Consider the following 21050-nt stretch of genomic DNA (forward strand, 5'->3'; position numbering starts at 1 on the left):
TTATTAATTGATTCTTAACTGATTAATACACTGATAAGCAATGCAATCCACGAAACGATAAACGCCAGGATTGTAAATGGGAAGATATACCGCAGCCATCTTCCGTAAGGAACCCGGCACAGACCAAGCATTGCCATCAATCCTCCAAGCGTAGGAGTGATAAGATTGGTAATTCCGTCACCCACCTGAAAAGCCGATATGGTCGACTGTCTCGAAACTCCCACTATGTCACCGACGGGGATCATGATCGGCAGTGTAACAAGTGCCTGCCCACTTCCGCCCGGTATAAATAAATTAATAATCGATTGTGATATCGACATGAAAATAGCTGCAACCGTGGCAGGCAAATGCTCAAGTACCGATACAAGGCCGTATGCAATTGTATCACTGATGTTTCCATGATTCATAACCACCTGAATACCTTGAGCGACACCAATCAAAATGGCAGCAAGTGCACTTGGTTCAAGGGCTTTCGAAAACGTCTCGGCTATCTGACTTCCGTTCATGCGGGCAATAAGTCCATTTGCAATACCGATCATTAGAAATATAGCCGATATCTCATTGATGTACCAGCCTCGAGTGAATACACCATACAACATGACGGCTAGCCCTGCCACAAATACAAGCAACATAGCAATATCTTTTTTCCTCATTCTATATGAGTCAAGAGGCTGAGTTAATTGCATGTCATCTGTATCGATATCGTCACCCAGACTCTTTTCCCTATCCTTCATAATCTTTTTGAAATATCGCACATTGTATGCCGCTAGAAGACTTAATACGATAACCACAAGAACGCTTCTAAAGCCCCACCCAGAGAATAAGGACATCTCTGCTATTTGATGACCCACGCCGACGGTGTACGGATTGAAGGGGGATAGTCCAAAACCGATTGATACCCCACCAATCCCTATTCCGGCACCAAGAATAACGTCTCCACCAATGGCGATGCTGAGTAATACGGCAATTGGAATAAGCGCGATATTATTTTCATACCCGACAAAAATTCCTAACAGACCGTAAATAAATGTCATAATAACGATAGCAAGATACCGTCTGCCTAATCCCAGCTTCTTGACGAAGGTTCCGACTGTACGCTCCAACATACCTGTCTTTTCCAATACTCCGAACATCATCGCAGCAGCAAAAACGATAAAAACGATATTCGCGATTTCCTGGAATCCCTGCGGTATTGCTGTAAATAATTCCAGCAGATTGACGGGATTCCTTTCTGTAAATTCATATGTTCCTGGGATCGTCCTTGTCGCGTCGTTGACTTTCTCTCTGTCATAGGAACCGGCTGGAATGATGTAGGTAAGTATTCCTGCAAATACAACGATATAAAACAGCAATGCTAATGGATGAGGAATCCGATCCAACCAATTTTTTTTCTTTTCTGACATTAGAAATTACACACCTTCCCGATGAACTTTTGGTCTAGTCTTCTTGCGTAACCTTTTCTAAGAAGTCCTTCAATGCATGAATACCCTGCACGCAATCATTCAACGATGACCACTCTTCCGAATTGTGGCTGATTCCATCCTTACTCCTTACAAACAGCATGGAAATCGGTAGATGACGTCCCAGAATCATAGCATCATGCCCAGCTCCACTCGGCAGGAAAACAGGCCTTATTCCGTGGTTCTCAACAGATGTTGCCATGGTCTCTTGAACCCCCTCTTTGATCGGAACAGGCTTCGTACGTGTTGTCTCCTCCCATTCAAGGCTTACCCCACGCTTTTCCACTATTTCTTCGGCTTTTTCAATTACCAGATCAACGAGTTTGTCACGCGTGGATTCATGAATATCACGAATATCAATGTATAATTCAACTTCTCCAGGGATCACGTTGACTCCGTTTGGATAAACATGAGTCTTCCCTACAGTTGCTACGGCGGATGAGCTCACTTGGGGAGGAAGATATGGAATGTTATAAATCAATTCACTGGCAACGACCAAAGCATCTTGTCGATCGTTCATTGGTGTGTTGCCTGCATGACCAGCTTTTCCCTGGATATTAAGTTTCAGCCAGCAAGGGCCAGCAATTCCTGTTACTATGCCTACGGGAACATCTTCCTTTTCCAACTGTTTGCCTTGTTCGATATGAACTTCAACAAACATTTTGATATCTTGTAAATCGCGTTTGGCATCTGGGAAGCGTTCGTTCGTCAAATCAACTCTTTTCATAACTTCTTCAAAAGGCAGACCGTCAATATCACTTAATGCCCTCTGTTCCTCCGTATCAAAATCACCCACTACCGCTTTGCTACCTGTAAAACCACGATTAAACCTTGCTCCTTCTTCATCAGAGAAAATCACAATTTCGAACGTTCTCATCGGCTTATAGTCGATTTCTTTCCAAGCCTCTACCACCTCCAAAGCACTTAATACACCGAGCACGCCATCAAAGTGACCTCCGTTTGGAACCGTGTCAATATGGGACCCGGCTAGTACAACTGGCAGAGTCTCATCTCGTCCTACAAGTTGCCCGAAAATATTTCCAGCTTCATCAACCCATGTGTTCATTCCAGCTTCATCCATCCAATGCTTCACTAGGGTTTTCGCTTTTCTTTCTTCTTCGGAAAAACCGATCCGATGTGAACTACCCTTTTCCCCTCTTCCAATTTCAGATATTGCCTGGATTCTAGTGGTCAACCGTTTTCCGTTTACACCAGAATAATTTAAACGGTGATCAAAATCTTTTAACAGTTTCTTTTCCAGTTGCTTCTCATCTTGTTCATTCATACTTTAAAACCCCCTTCATGTGATTTATCTCTATTGATGGGTCAACGATATTTTTCAGAAACCGCTTTCAACACGGCTTTCCCTTTAAATACGGTTCATTTATGGCTATGTCCTTAATGTTATGTTGAATGTCTTTTTGTGTCAATAATAAATATTTTAAAAATTAAAAAAATGACAGAAACGATTGTTTCTGTCACAAAGAAAAGCGATATATTTTTCTTGGTCGTCCTCGTGGAAATGGGTTTTCTTCACCAACGACCTCCACATACCCCCCGGTTTCAAGTGCCACTATAATTCTTCGTGCACTTCTTGGCATGATTTGCATCTGCTGCGCTAATTCATGTGCTGTCATTTCGGACTTTCCCCATTTATTCAAAATGGATTTAATTTTGCTTAAAGTTGAAATGCTAAGGGAGGTTTTTTCGCTTATTCCCTGGAGTTCGGTGGAGACATAAGAGTAAGAAATTTTTTCCGCACTCCCCAGTGGTCCGTTTATCGTTTTATCCTCAAAATGGACCATCCATGTCCCTTCTCCATACTCTTTAGCTTTCAACAGAGCTCTACCACCGTTAATTTCCGCATCATAAGCAGAATATCCTATCCCTATACCACAGGTTACGGCATGTTTACCTATGCGAAGAATTTCTTCTATTTCTGGAACAACAGTGAAACTTTCAGTGATTGCATCAAGCTCCCCCCGGGTCGTAAAAATGACATATCTCCCCGGACCGGAAGTTTTCAGCGACCCCTGAACTTTCTTTGCATATTTCAATAATTTCTGGGAGTTTCTCATTTCGATATTAGTAATTTCATCCGATGAAAACACTCCGGTAGACAGGCCAGAAAGCGGGTCGATTTCAAACATTTGAACAGCAATCTGGGTATTCTTAAAACGGATCATTTCATGAGTTCTCAATATGATGTCCAGAATAGATTTGATGGCTGAGTTTGCAGGAGTCACCCTGAATACCGGAACTCCAAGGCGTTTTAACTCAGTATAAACAGCCCAGACACAAGTTACCGCCCCCTTAGTATGATTATCACTCCAAAGATTATAGTGATGTTGGACGAATTTGCTCACAGACTTTTTGTAATGCTCTAAATAGGTTCGACTATTATCGATTTCAGATTCGGTAATAAATTCTTCTAAATAGGACTGGTCATATTTCATCCCCAACTCGTCGAATATTGGATGTAGTTCTGAGGAATCAACTGCATCAAAACTAAGTTCATCAGCCTTGATATCTTCGCTATTTAATATATGATAGAGGGTTTTATATAAACTTGAACCTGTATAAGGCGTATGATACATCGGTTGACTGGTCTTCCCCCACTTTATAGCCGTCGAGTAGGGAAGAAATCCTGAGAACAACCATACATCTACATCTTGCGAATGTGATTCCAAATGGTCCACAAGCTCTTCCTCTCCGGTATGAACGAACGACAGGCAACTGAACTCAGGGTATTCGTCTACAATGGATTGTATTAATCCCAGGTTATCCTTTGCTCCTATTAATCCTAATCTGATTTTCATAATAGCCAACTTTCTAATAGCTTGGGTTTCACAGGCAACGATGCCTATTGGGTACAATAATAACATGAAAGTATTCCACTAGTAATAAAACACTGATCAAAACGTAAAACCAATAGAAGTTCGTCGCATCACAATTCACAGTCGATAAGATGGGGGTTGCCCCATTAATTTCTGAAATTCATTGTTGAATGGCCCGTTTATCTTGTATCGCACCGTTCCCACCAGTCCAAGCATGATGAGCGGGTGGTAAATATATTTTCGATACACTTATGAGTAGATCAGCTTCTTGAATGGGGCGCCGTCTGTCCTTTCCATGAAAAAAGCCCGATTCCTGCTGATTCAGAAACCGGACCCCTTCATTCTTATTGTTTTATAGCTGGACCCACGTATGCTGTTCGCCCCAGCTCTCTTTTGCTAATTTCTCTACTTCTTGAACAATTTCCTCCTCAACTGCGTAAGCGTCTCCCTGCTCATACTGGTTATAATGAAATGCATATAACCGGGAAACAAATTCATGGAATGGAAGCGAAGATTCACCTGGAATCTCATTACATCCTTCTACGCTGGGCTCTATACCCTGCCCCCAGTCTTGAGAGCTGTCATTATTAGGGTTATAGAAATAAATACGCATTTCCCCATCCGGGTCTTTTGCAATTCTTTGGATAGAAACAGCGTGAAGCCCCAATAACTTTCCAAATGCATTGGTTATAAATATACCTACCGGATTAGGATAGATCAATTCATAACCTTCATTGTAATCCGGATGGTGAGTGCCGTAAAATAATCGGACAAACCCTGGGTAATCAGCTACTGAACCTGTCATAGGGTCGATCACACTGCAGAATCCTTTTTGAACCCAGTTTCCATAAAAAGCCGGATTGACCCATTTATGAACATCATCGCCTCTAAATTTCGAGCGGCGAACCAGTTCTGAATATATACGATCCAAATGAGGTACAAGAATTAAGGAAACAGGGTCTAATTCATCGTGCAGATCATCGACTAATCCTTCTCGTAAATCCCTCGAATGAATCGTTTGTCCTTCAAAGTTAAGATCAACATCCCCATCTCTAGCTGCTCTTGCAATTAAATCAAGCAAGTGTCCTGGAGCATGAAGCGACCAAAGACTAATCCCTCTTGCTGTCTGGCAAGTAGGGTTCATCCCCTGCCCTATACCTAAAGGCTGGCCAAGAACGCTTATCGCTCCAGCCACAAGGATACTGTTCGCTGTAATTCCTTCATTTCCATTGATTGAGTTTAACAGGATTTTTCTATTTTCTGACTGAAGATCTAATTCAATGATTCTACGCAGCCCAGGAATAACTGGTGATGAGGATAGGACTCCTCGATCAAGCATTTTTGCCAATCCATATAAGGACTGCTTTAATGGGATATGAATACCCGTTTTAATTAAATTTTGCACAAAAGACATGTGCTCTTCTAAATTTGCTTTTCCCTTATTCGTTAAATCCAACGCTTCTGCAAGTAACTGAGGGTGATGTTTATTGATATAACGGGTAAGGACCACGTGATTAGACGCAACAAGCCCTGTTTCACGCATGGTTTTAGCAAAAGATTGAGCTTCTGTCTTGAGAGCATCCTCTTTTAGATTCTTAATCTTATTCCGATACTTTTTCGTGTCACAGTTTCTACTTTTTTTCGTTCTGCCTCTTAATGCATCCACGTACGTTTGGATAGCCTTTCTATCTGACTCCTCAATGTCTTTCTCCATCAGCTTCTCAGCATGATTGACCATTTTAACGATTCTATTCACCATTATAGGGCGTTGAGCAATGAGACCACTAATTTCTTTAACAAGTTCTCCTGAAATAGAAGCTAACGATAGCTTTTCTTCTAAAAATTGGAACAAACGCTCCATACGGTCTTTATCTTTTCCTTTACCTTCAATACGAGCTGCCTCTGTTTCTTCTGGAAAGAGGATGTCTATATTTAATGCCATAACTTCGTGCAGGAAGGATTGAGCCTGGGACTCAGAGACGCCTTCCCGCTTGTACACGCCTTTAGCTATAGCGACCATTCTTAATTCACTCAGCATTTCTGAGATTGTCGTTAAACCACCTGCCTGGAGCGATCCTTTCACAAGAAAAGGCTGTAGCTTAGACGGGTCCTCCCAGGGGCTGTCTTGAAAAACGCCAGCTTGTTCATACCTTTCTGCCAGTTGATATAAAGCAGACAAGCCTTCCTCATCATCCATCAGCTTAGCTGCAGCCTGTAGCACATTACTTTGATACATGGACTTTGCAAATGAATAACTAGACTCCATTGTCTCTAGTTCTTGTTTAAAAGCCTCAATCTTAGATGTATCCATTTTTACTGCCATCGCATGTAATTCCTCCTATATATAAAAATCGTAGTCCACGTAATCGGTTAATAATTGAGATATCTCGTCACTGTCACTTCCGTGAAGAAAAACCGTCCCCCAATGATTTCCATATCCTTCGTTTGTGTCTTGAAACTTAGTAATCGTAGGCTTATACAACGTATGCTTATCAAAACTTGGATGACTTTCCATCTCAGGCGGAATTTGCACACGACTTACCGTTTTCTTACGGGGATAAACTAAGAAGCTCCCCGCATGCCCGTCAGCTTCAACGTCTTTTGGCACGTATTTTTCCAAATCTTCCTGAGAGGTATGAGGATCACAGCAAAGAAGATGAGCTCCAAATGGATTGAATTTGTAAACTTTTTGAATCAGTTCAAATATATGACCGCCTGGAATTCGGTAAGCGACCTCTCCAAAGTACACTTCTTCCTGATCCGTAATAAAAAATTCCGGATGGATCATGCCGTATTGAATATCAAACGCCTGGATTAGTTTTTCTACTTCTGTTAATATTAGCGGACGATAATGTTCCAGAGCAGCTGACGGCGGAACCATACTGGAGTAACCTAGAAGCACATATTCCGTTATATTCAGAAACTTGATTTCACCTTTATGAATGAAAACCTCACATGAAACTTCAATTCCGTGCAGATGACTTTCTACAAGCCCGGGGAAACTTTCCTCCGTTAGCTTGCTTTCGATATCATCTTCTGAGAATATCATGCGATGACCAGCTGCCCCCGCCTTATTCAATGCTTTGAAATGGATGGGATCAGGTTCCTGACTGTTATTCTTTAACAGCGAATGGTTCACACGTCTGAAAAATCGTTTGACCTCTTCTTTATTCTCTACCTCTTCAAATACGCCTACTTTTAACCCTCCTATATGAGCCCTGCGCTTCATCATCGCCTTATCTCTAAAGAGAATAGAGTGATCGAATACATTCGGATCATTCCGTAGACGAGCATTTAGTGCGCCAGACCATTCGACCGTCTCCTCGAAAATCGGGATCGTATGACCTACGTCTAACTTTACTAATTGTGAAAAAAGATCCTCTGAGCGGTCATAAACCTCCTGATAATGGCTTGGTTTCCCAAAATCCCAGGCGAAAAAAGGAATATTATGCTGTTCCGCATAAGGCTTGAATTCTTCATGGCTGACCACTATATAAGGTTTTTCCATTTGCTGCATAGCTTCAATTGATGGAACACTCCAGCCAATTAACGCCACTTTATTACCACGTTCAGGTCGTTCATGATTAATTCTAAGCGCTCCCATTTGCCTTCCGTTCAATCGCTTACGATCATTTTGATTGGTAAATTTAAATGAATTTGTTTCTTCATTAAGCCTTGGCATATGATTTTTCACCTATCCTTGAAATAATTAAGCAACATTTTGTTAGAATCTCCAATAGAGGTCTGTTTATCCCAAAATACAGGTAATTTTCATGTGAAAATTACCTGTATTTTATGTATAAAAAAATCAGGACAGCTACAAGCTGTCCTGATCCGTTCTTTAAAGGATTTTATACCAAATATTCATATCTTCAAGTCCTGTCCCAATCCAGCTGTTCTGAACCATGCACCCTCCATAAGTAAACCCTTGCTGAGCAGCCACAATGTTCATCCCCATTGAAGTAGCTCTTGTATAGGAAAACATTGTATGTACTCCTAGTTCTTTCGCTTTTTCTTCAAGAAAGGGGTACTGATGGGATAAAAGACCTTTTCCTCTATGTTCTGGCAATGTTGCACAGTCCGTAAATTCCGCTGCTTTGTATTCTGGAAATACATCGGCAGAACAGGCACTAACTAACTTCTCCCTGTTAAAAATAAGTGCAAAATGGACATGGTCTTTCATCATTTTAACGATATACTCTGGATTATGGATCGGCGTAGGGTATTTAGCAAAAGCGGTTTGATAGAGTTCGGCCATTTCTTCAGCATCCTCTTCTCTTCCCCACTTCATTGTATAATCATCCACCAGCTTCTTAGCTTTCATTCTGGAAGTATGGTTCATTTGTTTAACCTGGTCAATGACGTTCCCCTCGTTTTTCTTTTCTCTTGCAGAGTTTAAGTATTTAGCATAAATTCTAGTATCATCACCGCGGAAAAAACCTTTAATTTCTCCTTCTATTTTACACGACTGGGCTTGTAACTCTGATTCTTCTTTACTCCCAGGTTTCACATAGAAAATAAGCTTGTCACAGTCTTTTTCATAAGCTGCATGCGTAAGCTCCTCGATAAATCCACTCACATCATCAGGAAGATCGTAAACCTTAACCCTTCGGCTCACCGGTTCCACATCAAAGTAACTTTTTTCCATCAAGGTGCTGGTAGAAAGAAAATCTCCAGATATCATCAGGTACACTCCTATTAAAATGTCTATTATTATGCGAGATGGCTACTCTTAACCAAACAGCTAAGGAGTACCTCGGCACCCTTATCAGTAACCATCCTTCATAAATATTCTACCTTATCTTCCTGTCAAGAAGAGTCTAATTTACTTGGAAAGACACCGAAAACATTGTCGAAATTACACTATTTTTGACAATGGAAACTTTCCGGATGATAATCACCAATTTTTTGGACAAAAACAAGTCCCCCCCTTACTTACTCAAAGGGAGGACTTACCGTTACTTTTTATCAACCCATCATACCTTCTTTTCTGTGCACTTCTGCAGCCTGAATCAACAACCTCAAAGAAGACGACACGGTGTTAATATCTACTAACCCATCCTCTAATTCTTTGACTTTATCCAGCTGGTGATACACATATCCTTCACAGCCATTAAACGTTAACTCGCCCGTACTTATTCTTCCCTTTAAAGACATAATACTCTGATGAAGTAATTCCCGATCCATTCAGCTCTCTCCTCCGTTAAGGAAATAAAACTTAAAGCATTAATGGATAGTATATCCAAATAATCATGAATTATTCCAAACCCAGGGAGGAGCAAGTAAATGAAACGCTGTGGTATGGCCGATCAGAGTCTTATTTTTTTAATCTTCTAATGGATTCAAACTTTCCTCGCCCGTCATGCTCGCGATCATTTCTACTAACAAGTCAATTTCTTCGTCAATATCCTTAATACTTACGGTTTCTACTGGAGAGTGCATGTAGCGTAGGGGTAATGAAACTAGGCTGACCGGAACACCTTTACCAGTTAAACGCATTTTGTCTGCATCTGTACCTGTCATTCTTGGTGTGAGTTCGTACTGAACCTTCATATCCAGCTTTCTAGCAGTTTTCTCTAACAATTGATTGATCTTCCGGTTGATTGGGGCTCCCTTAGCCAAAACAGGGCCCTCATCTAACTGAACATCCCCGTGTTTATTTTTGTTTACTCCTGGATAATCTGTAGCGAAAGTGACATCACAAGCGATAGCCATGGTCGGTTCAATACCTGCAGCAGCAAAGAATGCACCTCCCATATTGGTTTCTTCATTCACCGTACTCGCGGCATACACTCCCACTTTTACTTCTTTCTCAGATAAGCGCCTTAATACTTCTCCTACAATAAATTGACCGGTTCTGTTATCAAGGCCTCGTCCAGCTATGTAGCGATTCATCATGACTTCAGGAGAACGCTTGTAAACCGCTAAATCACCGATTTGTACAATTTTTTCTATCTCCTCTTTAGATTTTGCTCCACAGTCAATGAATAGCTCATCCACACCAAAGTCTCCTTTTAATCCGCCATGGTGCTGAGCATTAACACCTATTACCCCTGTCAACGTACCTTCATAACCTAAAATCGTAACTTTCATTCCAACAGCAGCTTTCGGGTTAATTCCTCCCATTTTGTCAAAATGGAGATATCCCTGGTCATCGATTCGATTAATTACCAGCGCAATTTCGTCACAGTGTCCGGCTAACAGCACCTTGAAATCCGCTTCTGGATTTAAAATCGCAATAGCATTTCCAGCATGATCCGTTCTCACTTCATGAGAAAATGGCTTTATTTCTTTAATCCAACGTTTTTGAATCTCCATCTCCATGCTGGAAGGAGAGGGAGTTTGAAGCAATTCCAGTAAAAAATTCAAACGATTTTCATTCATTTTATATATTCCTCCTTTTTCTCTCATCATCATACCAAAAAAGTCTCTCATTTTTCTAAAACATGCTTAAATACATCTCTATTAGGGAATATATCGAGATGTAGTATTTAGAAGGAGGGTGTTCTATGAATTTGGAAGAATGGTTTCAAAAGGGCATGACGGCTCAAGAATACGTGGATTCTATGGATAAGCACCAAAAAGATCTTATATATATATACGAGCACTTCAATATATCTACAGAGGACTATCCTTTTTTTGAGAAGTTGCAGAAAAAGGATATACGGGCAGTAGTCCTCACGGAAGACTGGTGCGGAGATGCCATGTTAAATGTACCTATTTTTCTTCGATTAGCAGAAGCTGGTCATATTGAAACTCACTTTTTACGACGTGATGAAAACCTTGAATTAATGGATCAGTATCTAACCAATGGAAAGTCACGTTCGATCCCGATTATTATCTTTATTGATAGGGACGGAAAAGAGGTCTGCTCATGGGGACCCAGGGCACCAGAGCTGCAAAGTTTTATAGATGACTCCATCGGCAGTCTGCCTGAAAAAGAAACAAAGGATTATCAAGAAAAACAGAAACAGATGCTTACTTTTATTACAAAAGCTTATCGCGATCATCAGAACTTCTGGAACTATGTATATAGAGACATGCTAAAAACATTAGCCTGACTTTAAAGTTAACTTGCCACTAAGCGATTAGGGCAAGTTTTTTTATGTTTGAATCATTGTTTCATTAGCCATAATGAACTAAAAAGGAGCATTCATAATGCAATCCTTGGTTCGACTATACTTTCAAGTACCTTTATTCTTAAGACTATTAGGCACAGTCATCGTCATGATGACTTTTTTCGGTATGATCATCCATTGGATTGAGCCGAGAAGCTTCCCTACTTTATTTGATGGGGTTTGGTGGGCATTTGTTACTGGGGCAACAGTAGGTTATGGTGACTACGTTCCTCTTAGTATCCTCGGAAAAGTTACAGCTATTTTGCTTATCCTAACCGGAGGAGGACTGGTAACTTTCTACATGGCAACTTTGTCAGCCTCCACCGTCAAACATGAACAAGCTTTAGTTCGGGGAGAGGTGGACTTCCGTGGATCTAATCATTTGGTCATCATAGGGTGGAACGAACGGACACGACAGCTGATTGATATGATGGGTGCTCAGGGAATGCAGGAAAGGATTGTGCTTATTGATCGTACCATGCATGAATTTTATCGTAATTTGTCCTATGTGCACTTTATTAAAGGAGATGCAACTAATGAGGACATTCTCATAAAAGCGAATTTATGCGAAGCACGTATGGCGGTAATTACCGCAGATCCTTCTAAACGTGAAGAGCAATCAGACCAGTCAGTTATCCATCAGACTGTGGCTTTGAAAGGGCACCATCCAGAGCTATTTATTATTGCCGAGATGCTCACTGACAGACAGCGAATTAATGCAGAACGCGCAGGAGCAAATACAGTTATTCGCTCAAATGATTTTATGAGCAGTTTATTTTTCCATGAACTTTACCGCAATGATCCGGTACAACCCTTTGAATTGTTACTGGATTTATTGACGACCAGACAATTTCACGAAGAAAAAGTACCTGACGAATTAGAGGGGCAGCCTATCATTCAAGCATTGGAATATTTCTTGAAGAAAAGCTGCCAAATTATCGGTATTAAAAAAGGGAAGGAAGTTTCTTTTGAGCTCGATGGGGATATGAAATTAGAGAAAGGTGATTATTTAATCGTTTTCTCCCCGCTTCGTCAATAAAGCATGCTCAGCTTCTGCCAACACTTCCTGTCCTGCGCTGATGTGCTCCTCTGGAAATGAAGCGTCTTTATCAACAGGTTCTGAGAATTGATCAAATATCGCTCGGAAATTGCCTTCCTTTACGTTATCATCGAGCCCTGGATTATATTTATGAGATAGCAGAAAGGGTTCTTCCATGCGGATGGTCGCATAGTCAGTTGGAGCATCCATAGATCCGGATTCCATCGTAAACGGCAGCCGGATAAATTGATAGCCAACGTGATCATCGATCTTATAATCGAAATACCCATGCTCATAATCCCAATTGTCCGAAAGTTTAAAACCAATGGGTTTAAGTGCCAGTTCTGCGTCCGTAAACCTATATACTTTTCCTGTTAGCGCTGAAGATAATGGTATCATTCAATCCACTCCTTTTAGCACTAGCTTGCCCAATTAAAAACACCTCAGGTCATCCAAAATATGGATGACCTGAGGTGTTAATTATTTCCTGCTTATTGTTTTCTATACTCAATAGTGTGAATACTTACAGGCGCTTTTCAAGCTGTTGTTTTTCTTCTTCAAAGCCTGGTTTCCCTAGAAGAGCAAACATATTCTTCTTGTATGCTTCCACTCCTGGCTGATCGAAAGGATTAACACCCAGTAAGTACCCACTGATTGCACAAGCTTTCTCGAAGAAGTACACAAGGTAGCCGAATGTATAGGCATTTCGTTCAGGACAATGCAGAATAAGGTTAGGCACTTGTCCATCTGTATGAGCAAGCATCGTACCCTGATAAGCTTTTTCGTTTACCTGGTCTACTGTTTTACCAGCTAAATAGTTCAAGCCGTCTAAGTTCTGCTCGTCTTCTTCAATCGTAATATCTGAAGCAGGACGTTCAACATGAAGAACGGTTTCAAACAAGTCTTTTCGACCATCCTGCACATACTGACCAAGCGAGTGCAAGTCTGTAGAGAAGTTAGCTGAAGCAGGAAAGATACCTTTTTGGTCTTTTCCTTCACTTTCACCAAACAGCTGCTTCCACCATTCTCCAAAATACTGCAGAGAAGGTTCATAGTTCACTAACATTTCAATTGTTTTCCCTTTGTTATAAAGAACGTTACGAACGGCTGCATACTGATAAGCAGGATTTTCTGAAAGCTTACTTGAGCTTAACTCTTGTCGGGCGGATTGCGCGCCTTTCATCATTTCGTTAATATCAATCCCACTAGCCGCAATCGGAAGAAGTCCCACAGCTGTCAGAACGGAATAACGTCCGCCTACATCATCTGGAACGACGAAGGTTTCATACCCTTGTTCTAAAGCTAACGTCTTCAACGCTCCTTTTTCCTTATCCGTAGTAGCATATATACGTTTACGAGCTTCCTCTACGCCGTATTTTTCTTCAAGAAACTTACGGAAAAGTCGGAAAGCAATAGCAGGTTCTGTTGTGGTCCCACTCTTGGAAATAACATTAATAGAAACATCTTTATTCTTCAGTACATCGAAAAGTTCATTCATATAAGGGGCACTAATACTGTTACCTACGAAGAACACTTGAGGAGTATTGCGATCTTCAGAAGCAAGTTCATTGTAGAAACTGTGATTTAGCATCTCCAGAGCTGCTCTTGCCCCGAGGTAAGACCCACCGATACCAATCACAAGCAGTACGTCAGAATCCGATTTAATTTTTTCAGCTGAGTGATTTATACGTTCAAATTCTTCTTTATCATAGTCTTCCGGAAGATCAAGCCAGCCCAGAAAATCACTTCCTGCTCCTTTTTTCTCATGTAAAGCCTCGTGAGCTAAGGTAACGGCATCATGCATATAGTCTAATTCATGTTTACCTAAGAACGGCAGCGCCTTTTCATAATCAAAGCGTACGTGTGTCATTTATTTCCCTCCATTTGGTCATATAATAACCTAATCCAATTTTCACTTTATCGGAACCTACTCCTATAATCAAGCAAACATAAAAATTGTAAGCGGATACCTCAAAAAAAGAGATCCAAAACACAACGTAATGGATCTCTTTTAAATGGGTTATTTAGACATTTCTAAAATTTGAACGACATCTTCTGACCCTAACTGATTAAAGTTCCCAAAAGGTCCCCGTTTCATCGCTCGATCAGTAATTACATCAAATTTCTCATCGTTTATTTCATAGTAGCCCAGAGTTTCTGGAGCGCCAAGAGAACTCCAGAATGAACGAAGCGCTTGAATACCTTCTTCGCCCACCTCGCGACTTGTTTTTCCTTCAGGATCAACCCCGAACACCTTCACAGCCAGCTGCTTGAAACGTTCTGGATTTACATCCAGGTTGTGCTTCATCCAGTTAGGGAATAAGATAGCGAGACCTCCCGCATGAGGAATATCGTAAACAGCTGAAACGGCATGCTCAATATTGTGACTTGCCCAATCACCTCGATATCCCATTTGAAGCATACCATTCAAAGCAATCGTACCCGAGTAAAGAATGGTTTCACGATGCTCATAAGATTCTGGGTTTTCGAGAAGTTTAGGCGCCGTATTTATAACTGTTCTAAGCACACCTTCAATCATTTCATCCTGCACTGGAGATTGTGTAGGGTTATGGAAATATTGCTCTAACATATGAGTCATCATATCCACAACTCCATATACCGTTTGGTCTTCGGGAACAGAAACAGTGTATTGAGGATCTAAAATGGAAAATAAGGGATTTGTATAAGGAGGAGCTCCCCATCCATACTTTTCATTAGTCTCCCAATTGGTAATAACCGAACCTGCGTTCATTTCTGAACCAGTAGCGGCAAGTGTCAATACAGTACCAAAAGGAAGAGCATCCTCAGGCTTTTCTTTTCTAGTTACAAGATCCCAGGGGTCACCTTCAAATTTTGCCCCTGTGGCGATCGTTTTGGTGCAGTCAATAACACTTCCGCCACCTACGGCTAATAGAAAGTCCACTCCTTCCTGCTGACAAATCTCTACACCTTTTTTCACTGTTGTCAGCTTAGGATTAGGTTCAACCCCAGATAATTCCAGGATTTCAACACCAGTTTGATTCAGCTGTTCAACCACCTGGTCATAAACTCCATTTTTCTTTATGCTTCCGCCACCGTATACTAGTAGCACTTTTTTAGTACCTTCAGGTAATTGAGACGGGAGTTGAGTTACTTGGTCTTTACCAAATATTAATTTCGTTGGATTATAAAATGTAAAAGTATCCATCTGTGGAAACTCCTTTCTATGCTATGTTTACCCATCATATTATCCCCCATTTTTGTCTAAGGCTCAAAAGATATGCAATATGTATATTTTTTGGAAGGTAGCTCAAGCTAGAAATGATTCTATTTCAATCTTGAACAGGAGGATTTTACCATGAGTTGGATTCAACGTGTAGCTTTACTGTTAATCATTGTCGGAGCTATAAACTGGGGACTAATTGGATTATTCCAATATGACCTGGTTGCTGGCTTATTTGGCGGTGGAGAGCAGAGTGGTGCTTTTGCTCGTGTCATCTATACTCTTGTCGGCATTAGTGGACTTATCGCCATTTCCATTTACTTCTCACCTGCTGCTGAATATAGTGACTCTACAGTAGAATCAACAGAATAAAAAAATGGCTCAGGTTAGATAACCTGAGCCATTTTTTATTCACAAAGCATTATTTACGGTATTTTTCACGATCATCTGACTGTTTGATCCAGTCTTCAAGCTTATCTTTCAATGTGTTGAATCCAGCAGAAGCGTCTTCCTGTTGTTGCTGTTTAGGTGCTGCCTGCTTACGCGGACGACGTTGTTCAGCTTTTGGAGCTTCTTGTGTCGCACGGATGGAAAGAGAATATTTATTGCTCTTTTCATCGATATTCAAGATTTTAACTTGCACTTCATCTCCTTCAGAAAGATGCTCGTTGATATCTTTTACGAAACCGTGTGTCACTTCAGAAATATGAACTAAACCTTGGACTTGATCATCCAGCGCAACAAATGCACCATAAGGCTGAATTCCTGTGACTTTACCTTCTAATACTTGACCTTCTTGAAACTTCTCTGACATGCTATACAACTCCTGATATATATTATTCGATTCTTTTCACGCAATTAATGATTTTACCACACTTTGACCTAATTAGCAAAACTCTATCAAGAATTAAATCAATAGATCACGTTCGCCAATTTCTGACAATATCTTTAGTGACCCTTTTGTGAATTTAAGACTTTTCGATTATCCTCCATGATATAATTAAGAAAAATACAGAGGAGGAATTGCCATGTCAATTGGGGGTAATATTCGGAAACATAGAGAATTAAAAAAGGTTACGAAAGATGAACTAGCCATGAAAGCCCGAATGGGGGTTCATACATTAGAAAGCTATGAAAATAACGAACGAGTTCCCGAGCTCGATACCATCCTAAAAATTTCTACTGTGCTTGATATACCCGCGTCGGAATTAATGGAAACTGAAGTAGAAGACACCTTAATGGACGACGAATTACAAAACCTCATCAAAGAAATTGGTGTTAAGCGCACAAAACTAATTCTAAAAAAAGCTCGTGACTTCTCTGAGCAAGACGTTCTGCGGGCTATGAATCTCTTATATGATTTAAATCAACAAAAAAATAAATAGATAGGTTTAAAATCTATTAATTGTGGTAATACTGTATAACGTAAGACTTTCTCGTATTCCCCCTGTGTAAGCAAAGCGAACGTTCGCTTTGCTTATTTTTTTTTGAAAATAAACCTTTCGCAAACGGTTTATTTTCATTTATCTGAATCCATAGGTTATCATAAATAGTAAACAAGCAAGAGATGGAGGGTTGACTATGAGTCGTTTTAACACAGTAACACCGAGAAAAGGAACAAGATCTGTTAAGTGGGATATGGCTGAAGATTTGTATCAGGATAAAGAAGTGCTGCCCATGTGGGTCGCTGATATGGACTTTCAGATACCTCAAGCAGTAAAACAAGCTCTTCAAGAAAGAGTCGAGCACGGTATTTTTGGTTACACATGGCCGGATGACCTAATAAAAAATGAAATTACAGGCTGGCTCAATAAGAGGCACAATTGGGAAGTGGAAGCTGACTGGATTACATATAGCCCTGGAGTTATCCCTTCTTTGCATATGATTATTCAGGCGTTAACCGAAGAAAAAGATCCCGTTCTTATCCAGACGCCTGTTTACCCACCTTTCTATAGCGTTGTAAAAGACCACGAACGAGAGTTGATAACCAACCCTCTGGAGCTTTCAGGGGATCGTTATGAAATTAATTTTGAAGATTTCGAGCAAAAAATTAAAAAGCATCAGGTCAAAATGTTCATTTTGTGCAATCCTCACAATCCTGTGGGACGTGTATGGACTAAGGATGAATTAAATAAAATGAGCGAAATTTGCGTGAAACATGGTGTCATGGTCATTGCAGATGAAATCCACGCCGATTTGATTTTCAGTGGTCATACTCATATTCCAATAGCTTCTTTGAACGAAGATATAAATCAGCGCACTGTCGCGTGTCTATCTCCTACAAAGACATTTAATCTTGCAGGGCTGCAAGCCTCGTATTTAGTAACAGCGAACAAAGAATTAAGGGAACAAATTGATCAACAGTTTAAGAACCAGGGAATGGTAATGTTAAATACCCTTGGCATAACAGCTATGGAAGCTGCCTATAAATACGGTGAGGAATGGCTGGAGGAATTGAACCAAACCCTGGAGAACCATCGTAACTATGTAATGGAACGCTTCCACAAAGAAACCAGCACAATTCGAGTCCTTCCGGCCGAGGGGACTTATCTTCTTTGGCTGGACTGCCGCTCTCTCGGACTGGAACAAAAAGATCTTAAGTCCTTTATGCAAAAGCAAGCGAAAGTCGGACTGAACGATGGGGCTTCCTTTGGAGAAGAAGGAGAAGGTTTTATGCGTCTGAACATAGCTGCCCCTATATCTATTCTAGAGGACGGAGTGACACGTATCATTGAAGCTGTTAAGCAGCACGGATAAAAAAAGGTCTCCCACGAAGGGAGACCTTTTTAATTTTCTTCTTGCTTTTTATCAGGCTCAGTAGGGTCTGTTGTATCATCTTGATCAGCCTTTAGCGTAATTTCTCCACAAGCGATACGCTCACCAGAGTCCCCAGATGGCTGAGACATTCCATCATCCATCCCACTACTCAGAACGATGGACGTGCCTTCTTTCCTTAGCAGAGATTGTTGGGCTTCCTTGAGCTTAGCTTCACTCAACGTAAGTTTTTCATCAATCATCCCACTTCCATCTGCTTCTACATTAGCCATATCTCCTGTATGGGCACCCTTTGTATTCATTAATCCATGTTCTTTGGACATTGGATTAAAGTGGTTGCCTGCACTTTTAAAATCAGGAGCCTCGCATTTAGGGAACTCATGGATATGAACCGCATGCATGCCGGGTTCTACCCCTTCCACCTTCAGGGCTACTTCCACCCCTTCAGGACGCTCGGTGAAAGTAGCAGTTCCGATTTTATCGTTTTCGCTATTGTAGATTGATGTTTCTAGCGGAGATCTCTCTTCTCCTGAACAGCCGCTCAGAATAAATATGAAAGCAAGAACTGGCACTAACCATTTGTACATGATGTCCCTCCATTTCAGACCTCAATCTTTATGGTTATTGTCCCCCATCATTTAAAATAATATAACAAAACCACGCCTTGTATTGGCGTGGTCATAAATATAATATCAGTGCTCATTCTCTTTATGCTCACTGTTATAAAAAGTTTCTTCCGTTTTCTTTTCCTCTTTACGGGAGGCCTTAATAATAAAAATCATCGTTACAGCCGCAGCTACTACAAACAAAATCAGCATAAGTACAGCGGGAATATACTCAGATTTATCTTCTGGAAAGTATAAAAATTCCATCATAGGACGATCACTTCCTTCCATATCCCCTGTCATTATATCAAATCTGCCTCCAGTTTTTCACGAGCTTCACCATTTCTTCACAATTTAAATGTTTGATACAATAGACGGTAGTAAAAGGAGGAGTTCTAATGGCTGAATTTGAACAAGGCGCTTTAGTAAAAGCTCACTATAAAACAGGGATTTATGTAGGTGAGGTCGTTGAGGACCGGAACCGCTTCTACTTAGTTAAGATACTGGCGGTAGATAAACACCCCATGCAAGGTGATCTCCATAACCCGGGGCAAACAGAAGATGTGTTCTTCCATCAGCGAAAGGCTCTTAGCTATAATGAGAAAGCTAATGTGCAAAAAGAAGCCGTACATCCTTTTGAGGAAGATACGGTTCCAGATTATAATGAGTCTCTAAAACTGGCGGTAGAAAAATTAAAGGCAAAGCTGACTAGACGAGAAACAGAATTCAATCAGAACGCTAAGCAGCAGTTGGAGGATTTAGAAAAACAATACTTCCGCTCATAATTACCACTCTGGTGAGGGTGCCTGAATGGCTCCCTCCTATGACCATTAACCGCCAGGTACTTTTAAATTCTTCTTTTTCTTAACTGGCTTCCCATATACTTTATTCGTAATCCATGAGGCTTGTTCAAATAACAGCATGCCTACAAAAGCGGCAATTACGATATACAAGCCGCTAAAAACTTTCAAAACGCCCGCAGCAGTACTTGCAATAACTACTGAAAATTCCCCGCGTGCACACATGGATAACCCCGCTCTTAGAGAAACCCGCCTGGATAATCCATATAAAGGCCCCCCAAGTACTCCTAATAAAACTTTAGAAATGACGGACCACACTAAGATGGAAACAAGAAGACCGGCCATGGGAACTCCATCTCCGAGCTCAATGGTCGTCCCAAAGTAGATAAAGAAAGTAGGAAGCATTAGATCTCTGACAGGAATTACAGACTTTTCGACTTTTTCGATCTTTCCAATCTCCGCGAGCATCATTCCCGCTAGGAAAGCACCTAACACTTCAGACAACCCAAGTAACAGAGCGAGTCCTCCAAATGAAAGGGCAATCCCGACCAGCAGCGCTATTTTAAAATCCTCATCATCAATGCGATCAAGAAAAACTTCAAAACGTTTGAAAAGTGTTTTACTTAAAAAGATAGCCAGGGCTGTCAACCCTAAAATTTTACCTACTAACAGAATGAAAGTGAGGGAAGTAAAGCTCTCCCCTGAACTCACTCCAAATAGTATAGCCACAACAATGGGCGCAACTAAGTCTTCAAATATAAGTATAGCCAGCATAAATTCCGTTTCAGTATTGGCCATCCGCCCGCGATCATCCAGCAGCTTGGCTGTAATGGAAGAACTGGTGGCATACGTAATGCCGCCAATCAAGAAACTTGAAAATAAATCTAAATTAAATAAAAGGGCAATCCCCGTAGTAACACCCAGACTTAAGAAGACATCGAGAAGTCCAGAAGGCCATACCTTTTTCGCAATACCGCCCAGACGATTCACATTAAACTCGAGTCCTAAAATGAAAAAAAGTAATACAATCCCGATTTCACTGGCAAAATGCAGCAATTCGCTGTCATGGAGGAAGTCAGCCAAAATAATTCCTAATAAAATGTATAAAATGACATTGGGTATTTTTATCTTCAAACTTAAAAACCCTAAGTAAAAGATGAAGAGTAAAATAAGCCCAGCCCCCAGTAAAGCCGGAAAATCAGTAGGCACCTAAA

At 40.8% G+C, this 21050-nt stretch carries 21 protein-coding genes; 6 read left to right on the forward strand and 15 right to left on the reverse strand.

Annotation, left to right across the window (positions count from 1 at the left end; all coding sequences use genetic code 11):
- Positions 1–14: 14 nt before the first annotated feature.
- The 8 genes from ACTWPM_RS11940 to ACTWPM_RS11975 form a co-directional block, all read right to left on the reverse strand.
- Positions 15–1403 carry a YfcC family protein gene (locus ACTWPM_RS11940; RefSeq protein ID WP_443133266.1) on the reverse strand — a complete coding sequence of 463 codons (1389 nt, stop codon included), beginning with the start codon at positions 1401–1403 and terminating at the stop codon, positions 15–17.
- 34 nt (positions 1404–1437) lie between these two features.
- Positions 1438–2745, reverse strand: coding sequence for a M20 family metallo-hydrolase (locus ACTWPM_RS11945; protein ID WP_443133267.1), 1308 nt, complete (start codon positions 2743–2745; stop codon positions 1438–1440).
- A gap of 193 nt (positions 2746–2938) precedes the next feature.
- A complete protein-coding gene (locus ACTWPM_RS11950) occupies positions 2939–4159 on the reverse strand; it encodes an ArsR family transcriptional regulator (RefSeq protein WP_443133268.1) in 1221 nt (406 codons plus the stop codon).
- 490 nt (positions 4160–4649) lie between these two features.
- Entirely contained in the window at positions 4650–6620 is a 1971-nt protein-coding gene (locus tag ACTWPM_RS11955) for a hypothetical protein (RefSeq protein WP_443133269.1), read from the reverse strand.
- A gap of 15 nt (positions 6621–6635) precedes the next feature.
- A complete protein-coding gene (locus tag ACTWPM_RS11960; RefSeq protein WP_443133270.1) occupies positions 6636–7979 on the reverse strand; it encodes an ATP-grasp domain-containing protein in 1344 nt (447 codons plus the stop codon).
- Between the two features lie 159 nt (positions 7980–8138).
- Entirely contained in the window at positions 8139–8981 is an 843-nt protein-coding gene (gene ablB, locus ACTWPM_RS11965; RefSeq protein WP_443133271.1) for a putative beta-lysine N-acetyltransferase, read from the reverse strand.
- A gap of 284 nt (positions 8982–9265) precedes the next feature.
- Positions 9266–9484, reverse strand: coding sequence for a hypothetical protein (locus ACTWPM_RS11970; RefSeq protein WP_443133272.1), 219 nt, complete (start codon positions 9482–9484; stop codon positions 9266–9268).
- 138 nt (positions 9485–9622) lie between these two features.
- A complete protein-coding gene (locus ACTWPM_RS11975; protein WP_443133273.1) occupies positions 9623–10681 on the reverse strand; it encodes a M20/M25/M40 family metallo-hydrolase in 1059 nt (352 codons plus the stop codon).
- A gap of 125 nt (positions 10682–10806) precedes the next feature.
- Between ACTWPM_RS11975 and ACTWPM_RS11980 the strand changes: the two genes are divergently transcribed.
- Together ACTWPM_RS11980 and ACTWPM_RS11985 are read left to right on the forward strand one after the other, a co-directional pair.
- A complete protein-coding gene (locus tag ACTWPM_RS11980; RefSeq protein WP_443133274.1) occupies positions 10807–11358 on the forward strand; it encodes a thioredoxin family protein in 552 nt (183 codons plus the stop codon).
- A 97-nt stretch (positions 11359–11455) separates the two neighbouring features.
- Positions 11456–12454, forward strand: coding sequence for a potassium channel family protein (locus ACTWPM_RS11985; RefSeq protein WP_443133275.1), 999 nt, complete (start codon positions 11456–11458; stop codon positions 12452–12454).
- On the opposite strand, the gene ACTWPM_RS11990 is transcribed toward ACTWPM_RS11985, so the two are convergent.
- The 3 genes from ACTWPM_RS11990 to ACTWPM_RS12000 all read right to left on the reverse strand — a co-directional run bounded on the left by ACTWPM_RS11990 (position 12425) and on the right by ACTWPM_RS12000 (position 15641).
- Positions 12425–12853 (reverse strand): YugN-like family protein, encoded by a 429-nt coding sequence (locus ACTWPM_RS11990; RefSeq protein WP_443133276.1) that lies wholly within the window; start codon positions 12851–12853, stop codon positions 12425–12427. The genes ACTWPM_RS11985 and ACTWPM_RS11990 overlap by 30 nt on opposite strands.
- A 124-nt stretch (positions 12854–12977) precedes the next feature.
- Positions 12978–14324, reverse strand: a complete 1347-nt coding sequence (locus ACTWPM_RS11995; protein WP_443133277.1) for a glucose-6-phosphate isomerase — start codon at positions 14322–14324, stop codon at positions 12978–12980.
- Positions 14325–14474: 150 nt separating this feature from the next.
- Positions 14475–15641, reverse strand: a complete 1167-nt coding sequence (locus tag ACTWPM_RS12000) for an iron-containing alcohol dehydrogenase (RefSeq protein ID WP_443133278.1) — start codon at positions 15639–15641, stop codon at positions 14475–14477.
- Positions 15642–15791: 150 nt separating this feature from the next.
- Here ACTWPM_RS12000 and ACTWPM_RS12005 point away from each other — a divergent pair, with 150 nt between their 5' ends.
- Positions 15792–16028, forward strand: a complete 237-nt coding sequence (locus tag ACTWPM_RS12005; RefSeq protein WP_014644117.1) for a DUF378 domain-containing protein — start codon at positions 15792–15794, stop codon at positions 16026–16028.
- A gap of 49 nt (positions 16029–16077) precedes the next feature.
- Here ACTWPM_RS12005 and yugI read toward each other — a convergent pair whose 3' ends face one another.
- Entirely contained in the window at positions 16078–16470 is a 393-nt protein-coding gene (gene yugI, locus ACTWPM_RS12010) for a S1 domain-containing post-transcriptional regulator GSP13 (RefSeq protein ID WP_014644118.1), read from the reverse strand.
- Positions 16471–16684: 214 nt separating this feature from the next.
- Between yugI and ACTWPM_RS12015 the strand changes: the two genes are divergently transcribed.
- Positions 16685–17041: a helix-turn-helix domain-containing protein gene (locus ACTWPM_RS12015; RefSeq protein ID WP_443133279.1), complete on the forward strand. Its 357-nt coding sequence runs from the start codon at positions 16685–16687 to the stop codon at positions 17039–17041.
- A 196-nt stretch (positions 17042–17237) separates the two neighbouring features.
- Positions 17238–18413 carry a MalY/PatB family protein gene (locus ACTWPM_RS12020; RefSeq protein ID WP_443133280.1) on the forward strand — a complete coding sequence of 392 codons (1176 nt, stop codon included), beginning with the start codon at positions 17238–17240 and terminating at the stop codon, positions 18411–18413.
- Positions 18414–18442: 29 nt separating this feature from the next.
- On the opposite strand, the gene ACTWPM_RS12025 is transcribed toward ACTWPM_RS12020, so the two are convergent.
- The gene (locus tag ACTWPM_RS12025; protein ID WP_443133281.1) at positions 18443–19018 is read right to left on the reverse strand and encodes a superoxide dismutase family protein; all 576 of its coding nucleotides are present in this window, start codon (positions 19016–19018) and stop codon (positions 18443–18445) included.
- 105 nt (positions 19019–19123) lie between these two features.
- The gene (locus tag ACTWPM_RS12030; RefSeq protein ID WP_443133282.1) at positions 19124–19339 is read right to left on the reverse strand and encodes a hypothetical protein; all 216 of its coding nucleotides are present in this window, start codon (positions 19337–19339) and stop codon (positions 19124–19126) included.
- 95 nt (positions 19340–19434) lie between these two features.
- Between ACTWPM_RS12030 and ACTWPM_RS12035 the strand changes: the two genes are divergently transcribed.
- Positions 19435–19821 carry a kinase-associated lipoprotein B gene (locus ACTWPM_RS12035; protein WP_443133283.1) on the forward strand — a complete coding sequence of 129 codons (387 nt, stop codon included), beginning with the start codon at positions 19435–19437 and terminating at the stop codon, positions 19819–19821.
- 45 nt (positions 19822–19866) lie between these two features.
- Here ACTWPM_RS12035 and ACTWPM_RS12040 read toward each other — a convergent pair whose 3' ends face one another.
- Entirely contained in the window at positions 19867–21045 is a 1179-nt protein-coding gene (locus tag ACTWPM_RS12040) for a cation:proton antiporter (protein ID WP_443133284.1), read from the reverse strand.
- Positions 21046–21050 lie beyond the last annotated feature (5 nt).

Origin of the sequence: Halobacillus sp. K22 (assembly GCF_052246795.1) — a bacterium.
Classification (GTDB): domain Bacteria; phylum Bacillota; class Bacilli; order Bacillales; family Halobacillaceae; genus Halobacillus.

Excerpts from the sequence above, each read along its gene's own strand:
- ACTWPM_RS11940 (WP_443133266.1), bottom strand. The coding sequence starts at position 1,403 with ATGTCAGAAAAGAAAAAAAATTGGTTGGATCGGATTCCTCATCCATTA.
- ACTWPM_RS11945 (WP_443133267.1), bottom strand. The coding sequence starts at position 2,745 with ATGAATGAACAAGATGAGAAGCAACTGGAAAAGAAACTGTTAAAAGAT.
- ACTWPM_RS11955 (WP_443133269.1), bottom strand. The coding sequence starts at position 6,620 with ATGGCAGTAAAAATGGATACATCTAAGATTGAGGCTTTTAAACAAGAA.
- ACTWPM_RS11960 (WP_443133270.1), bottom strand. The coding sequence starts at position 7,979 with ATGCCAAGGCTTAATGAAGAAACAAATTCATTTAAATTTACCAATCAA.
- ablB (WP_443133271.1), bottom strand. The coding sequence starts at position 8,981 with ATGATATCTGGAGATTTTCTTTCTACCAGCACCTTGATGGAAAAAAGT.
- ACTWPM_RS11970 (WP_443133272.1), bottom strand. The coding sequence starts at position 9,484 with ATGGATCGGGAATTACTTCATCAGAGTATTATGTCTTTAAAGGGAAGA.
- ACTWPM_RS11975 (WP_443133273.1), bottom strand. The coding sequence starts at position 10,681 with ATGAATGAAAATCGTTTGAATTTTTTACTGGAATTGCTTCAAACTCCC.
- ACTWPM_RS11980 (WP_443133274.1), top strand. The coding sequence starts at position 10,807 with ATGAATTTGGAAGAATGGTTTCAAAAGGGCATGACGGCTCAAGAATAC.
- ACTWPM_RS11985 (WP_443133275.1), top strand. The coding sequence starts at position 11,456 with ATGCAATCCTTGGTTCGACTATACTTTCAAGTACCTTTATTCTTAAGA.
- ACTWPM_RS11990 (WP_443133276.1), bottom strand. The coding sequence starts at position 12,853 with ATGATACCATTATCTTCAGCGCTAACAGGAAAAGTATATAGGTTTACG.
- ACTWPM_RS11995 (WP_443133277.1), bottom strand. The coding sequence starts at position 14,324 with ATGACACACGTACGCTTTGATTATGAAAAGGCGCTGCCGTTCTTAGGT.
- ACTWPM_RS12000 (WP_443133278.1), bottom strand. The coding sequence starts at position 15,641 with ATGGATACTTTTACATTTTATAATCCAACGAAATTAATATTTGGTAAA.
- ACTWPM_RS12005 (WP_014644117.1), top strand. The coding sequence starts at position 15,792 with ATGAGTTGGATTCAACGTGTAGCTTTACTGTTAATCATTGTCGGAGCT.
- yugI (WP_014644118.1), bottom strand. The coding sequence starts at position 16,470 with ATGTCAGAGAAGTTTCAAGAAGGTCAAGTATTAGAAGGTAAAGTCACA.
- ACTWPM_RS12015 (WP_443133279.1), top strand. The coding sequence starts at position 16,685 with ATGTCAATTGGGGGTAATATTCGGAAACATAGAGAATTAAAAAAGGTT.
- ACTWPM_RS12020 (WP_443133280.1), top strand. The coding sequence starts at position 17,238 with ATGAGTCGTTTTAACACAGTAACACCGAGAAAAGGAACAAGATCTGTT.
- ACTWPM_RS12025 (WP_443133281.1), bottom strand. The coding sequence starts at position 19,018 with ATGTACAAATGGTTAGTGCCAGTTCTTGCTTTCATATTTATTCTGAGC.
- ACTWPM_RS12030 (WP_443133282.1), bottom strand. The coding sequence starts at position 19,339 with ATGACAGGGGATATGGAAGGAAGTGATCGTCCTATGATGGAATTTTTA.
- ACTWPM_RS12035 (WP_443133283.1), top strand. The coding sequence starts at position 19,435 with ATGGCTGAATTTGAACAAGGCGCTTTAGTAAAAGCTCACTATAAAACA.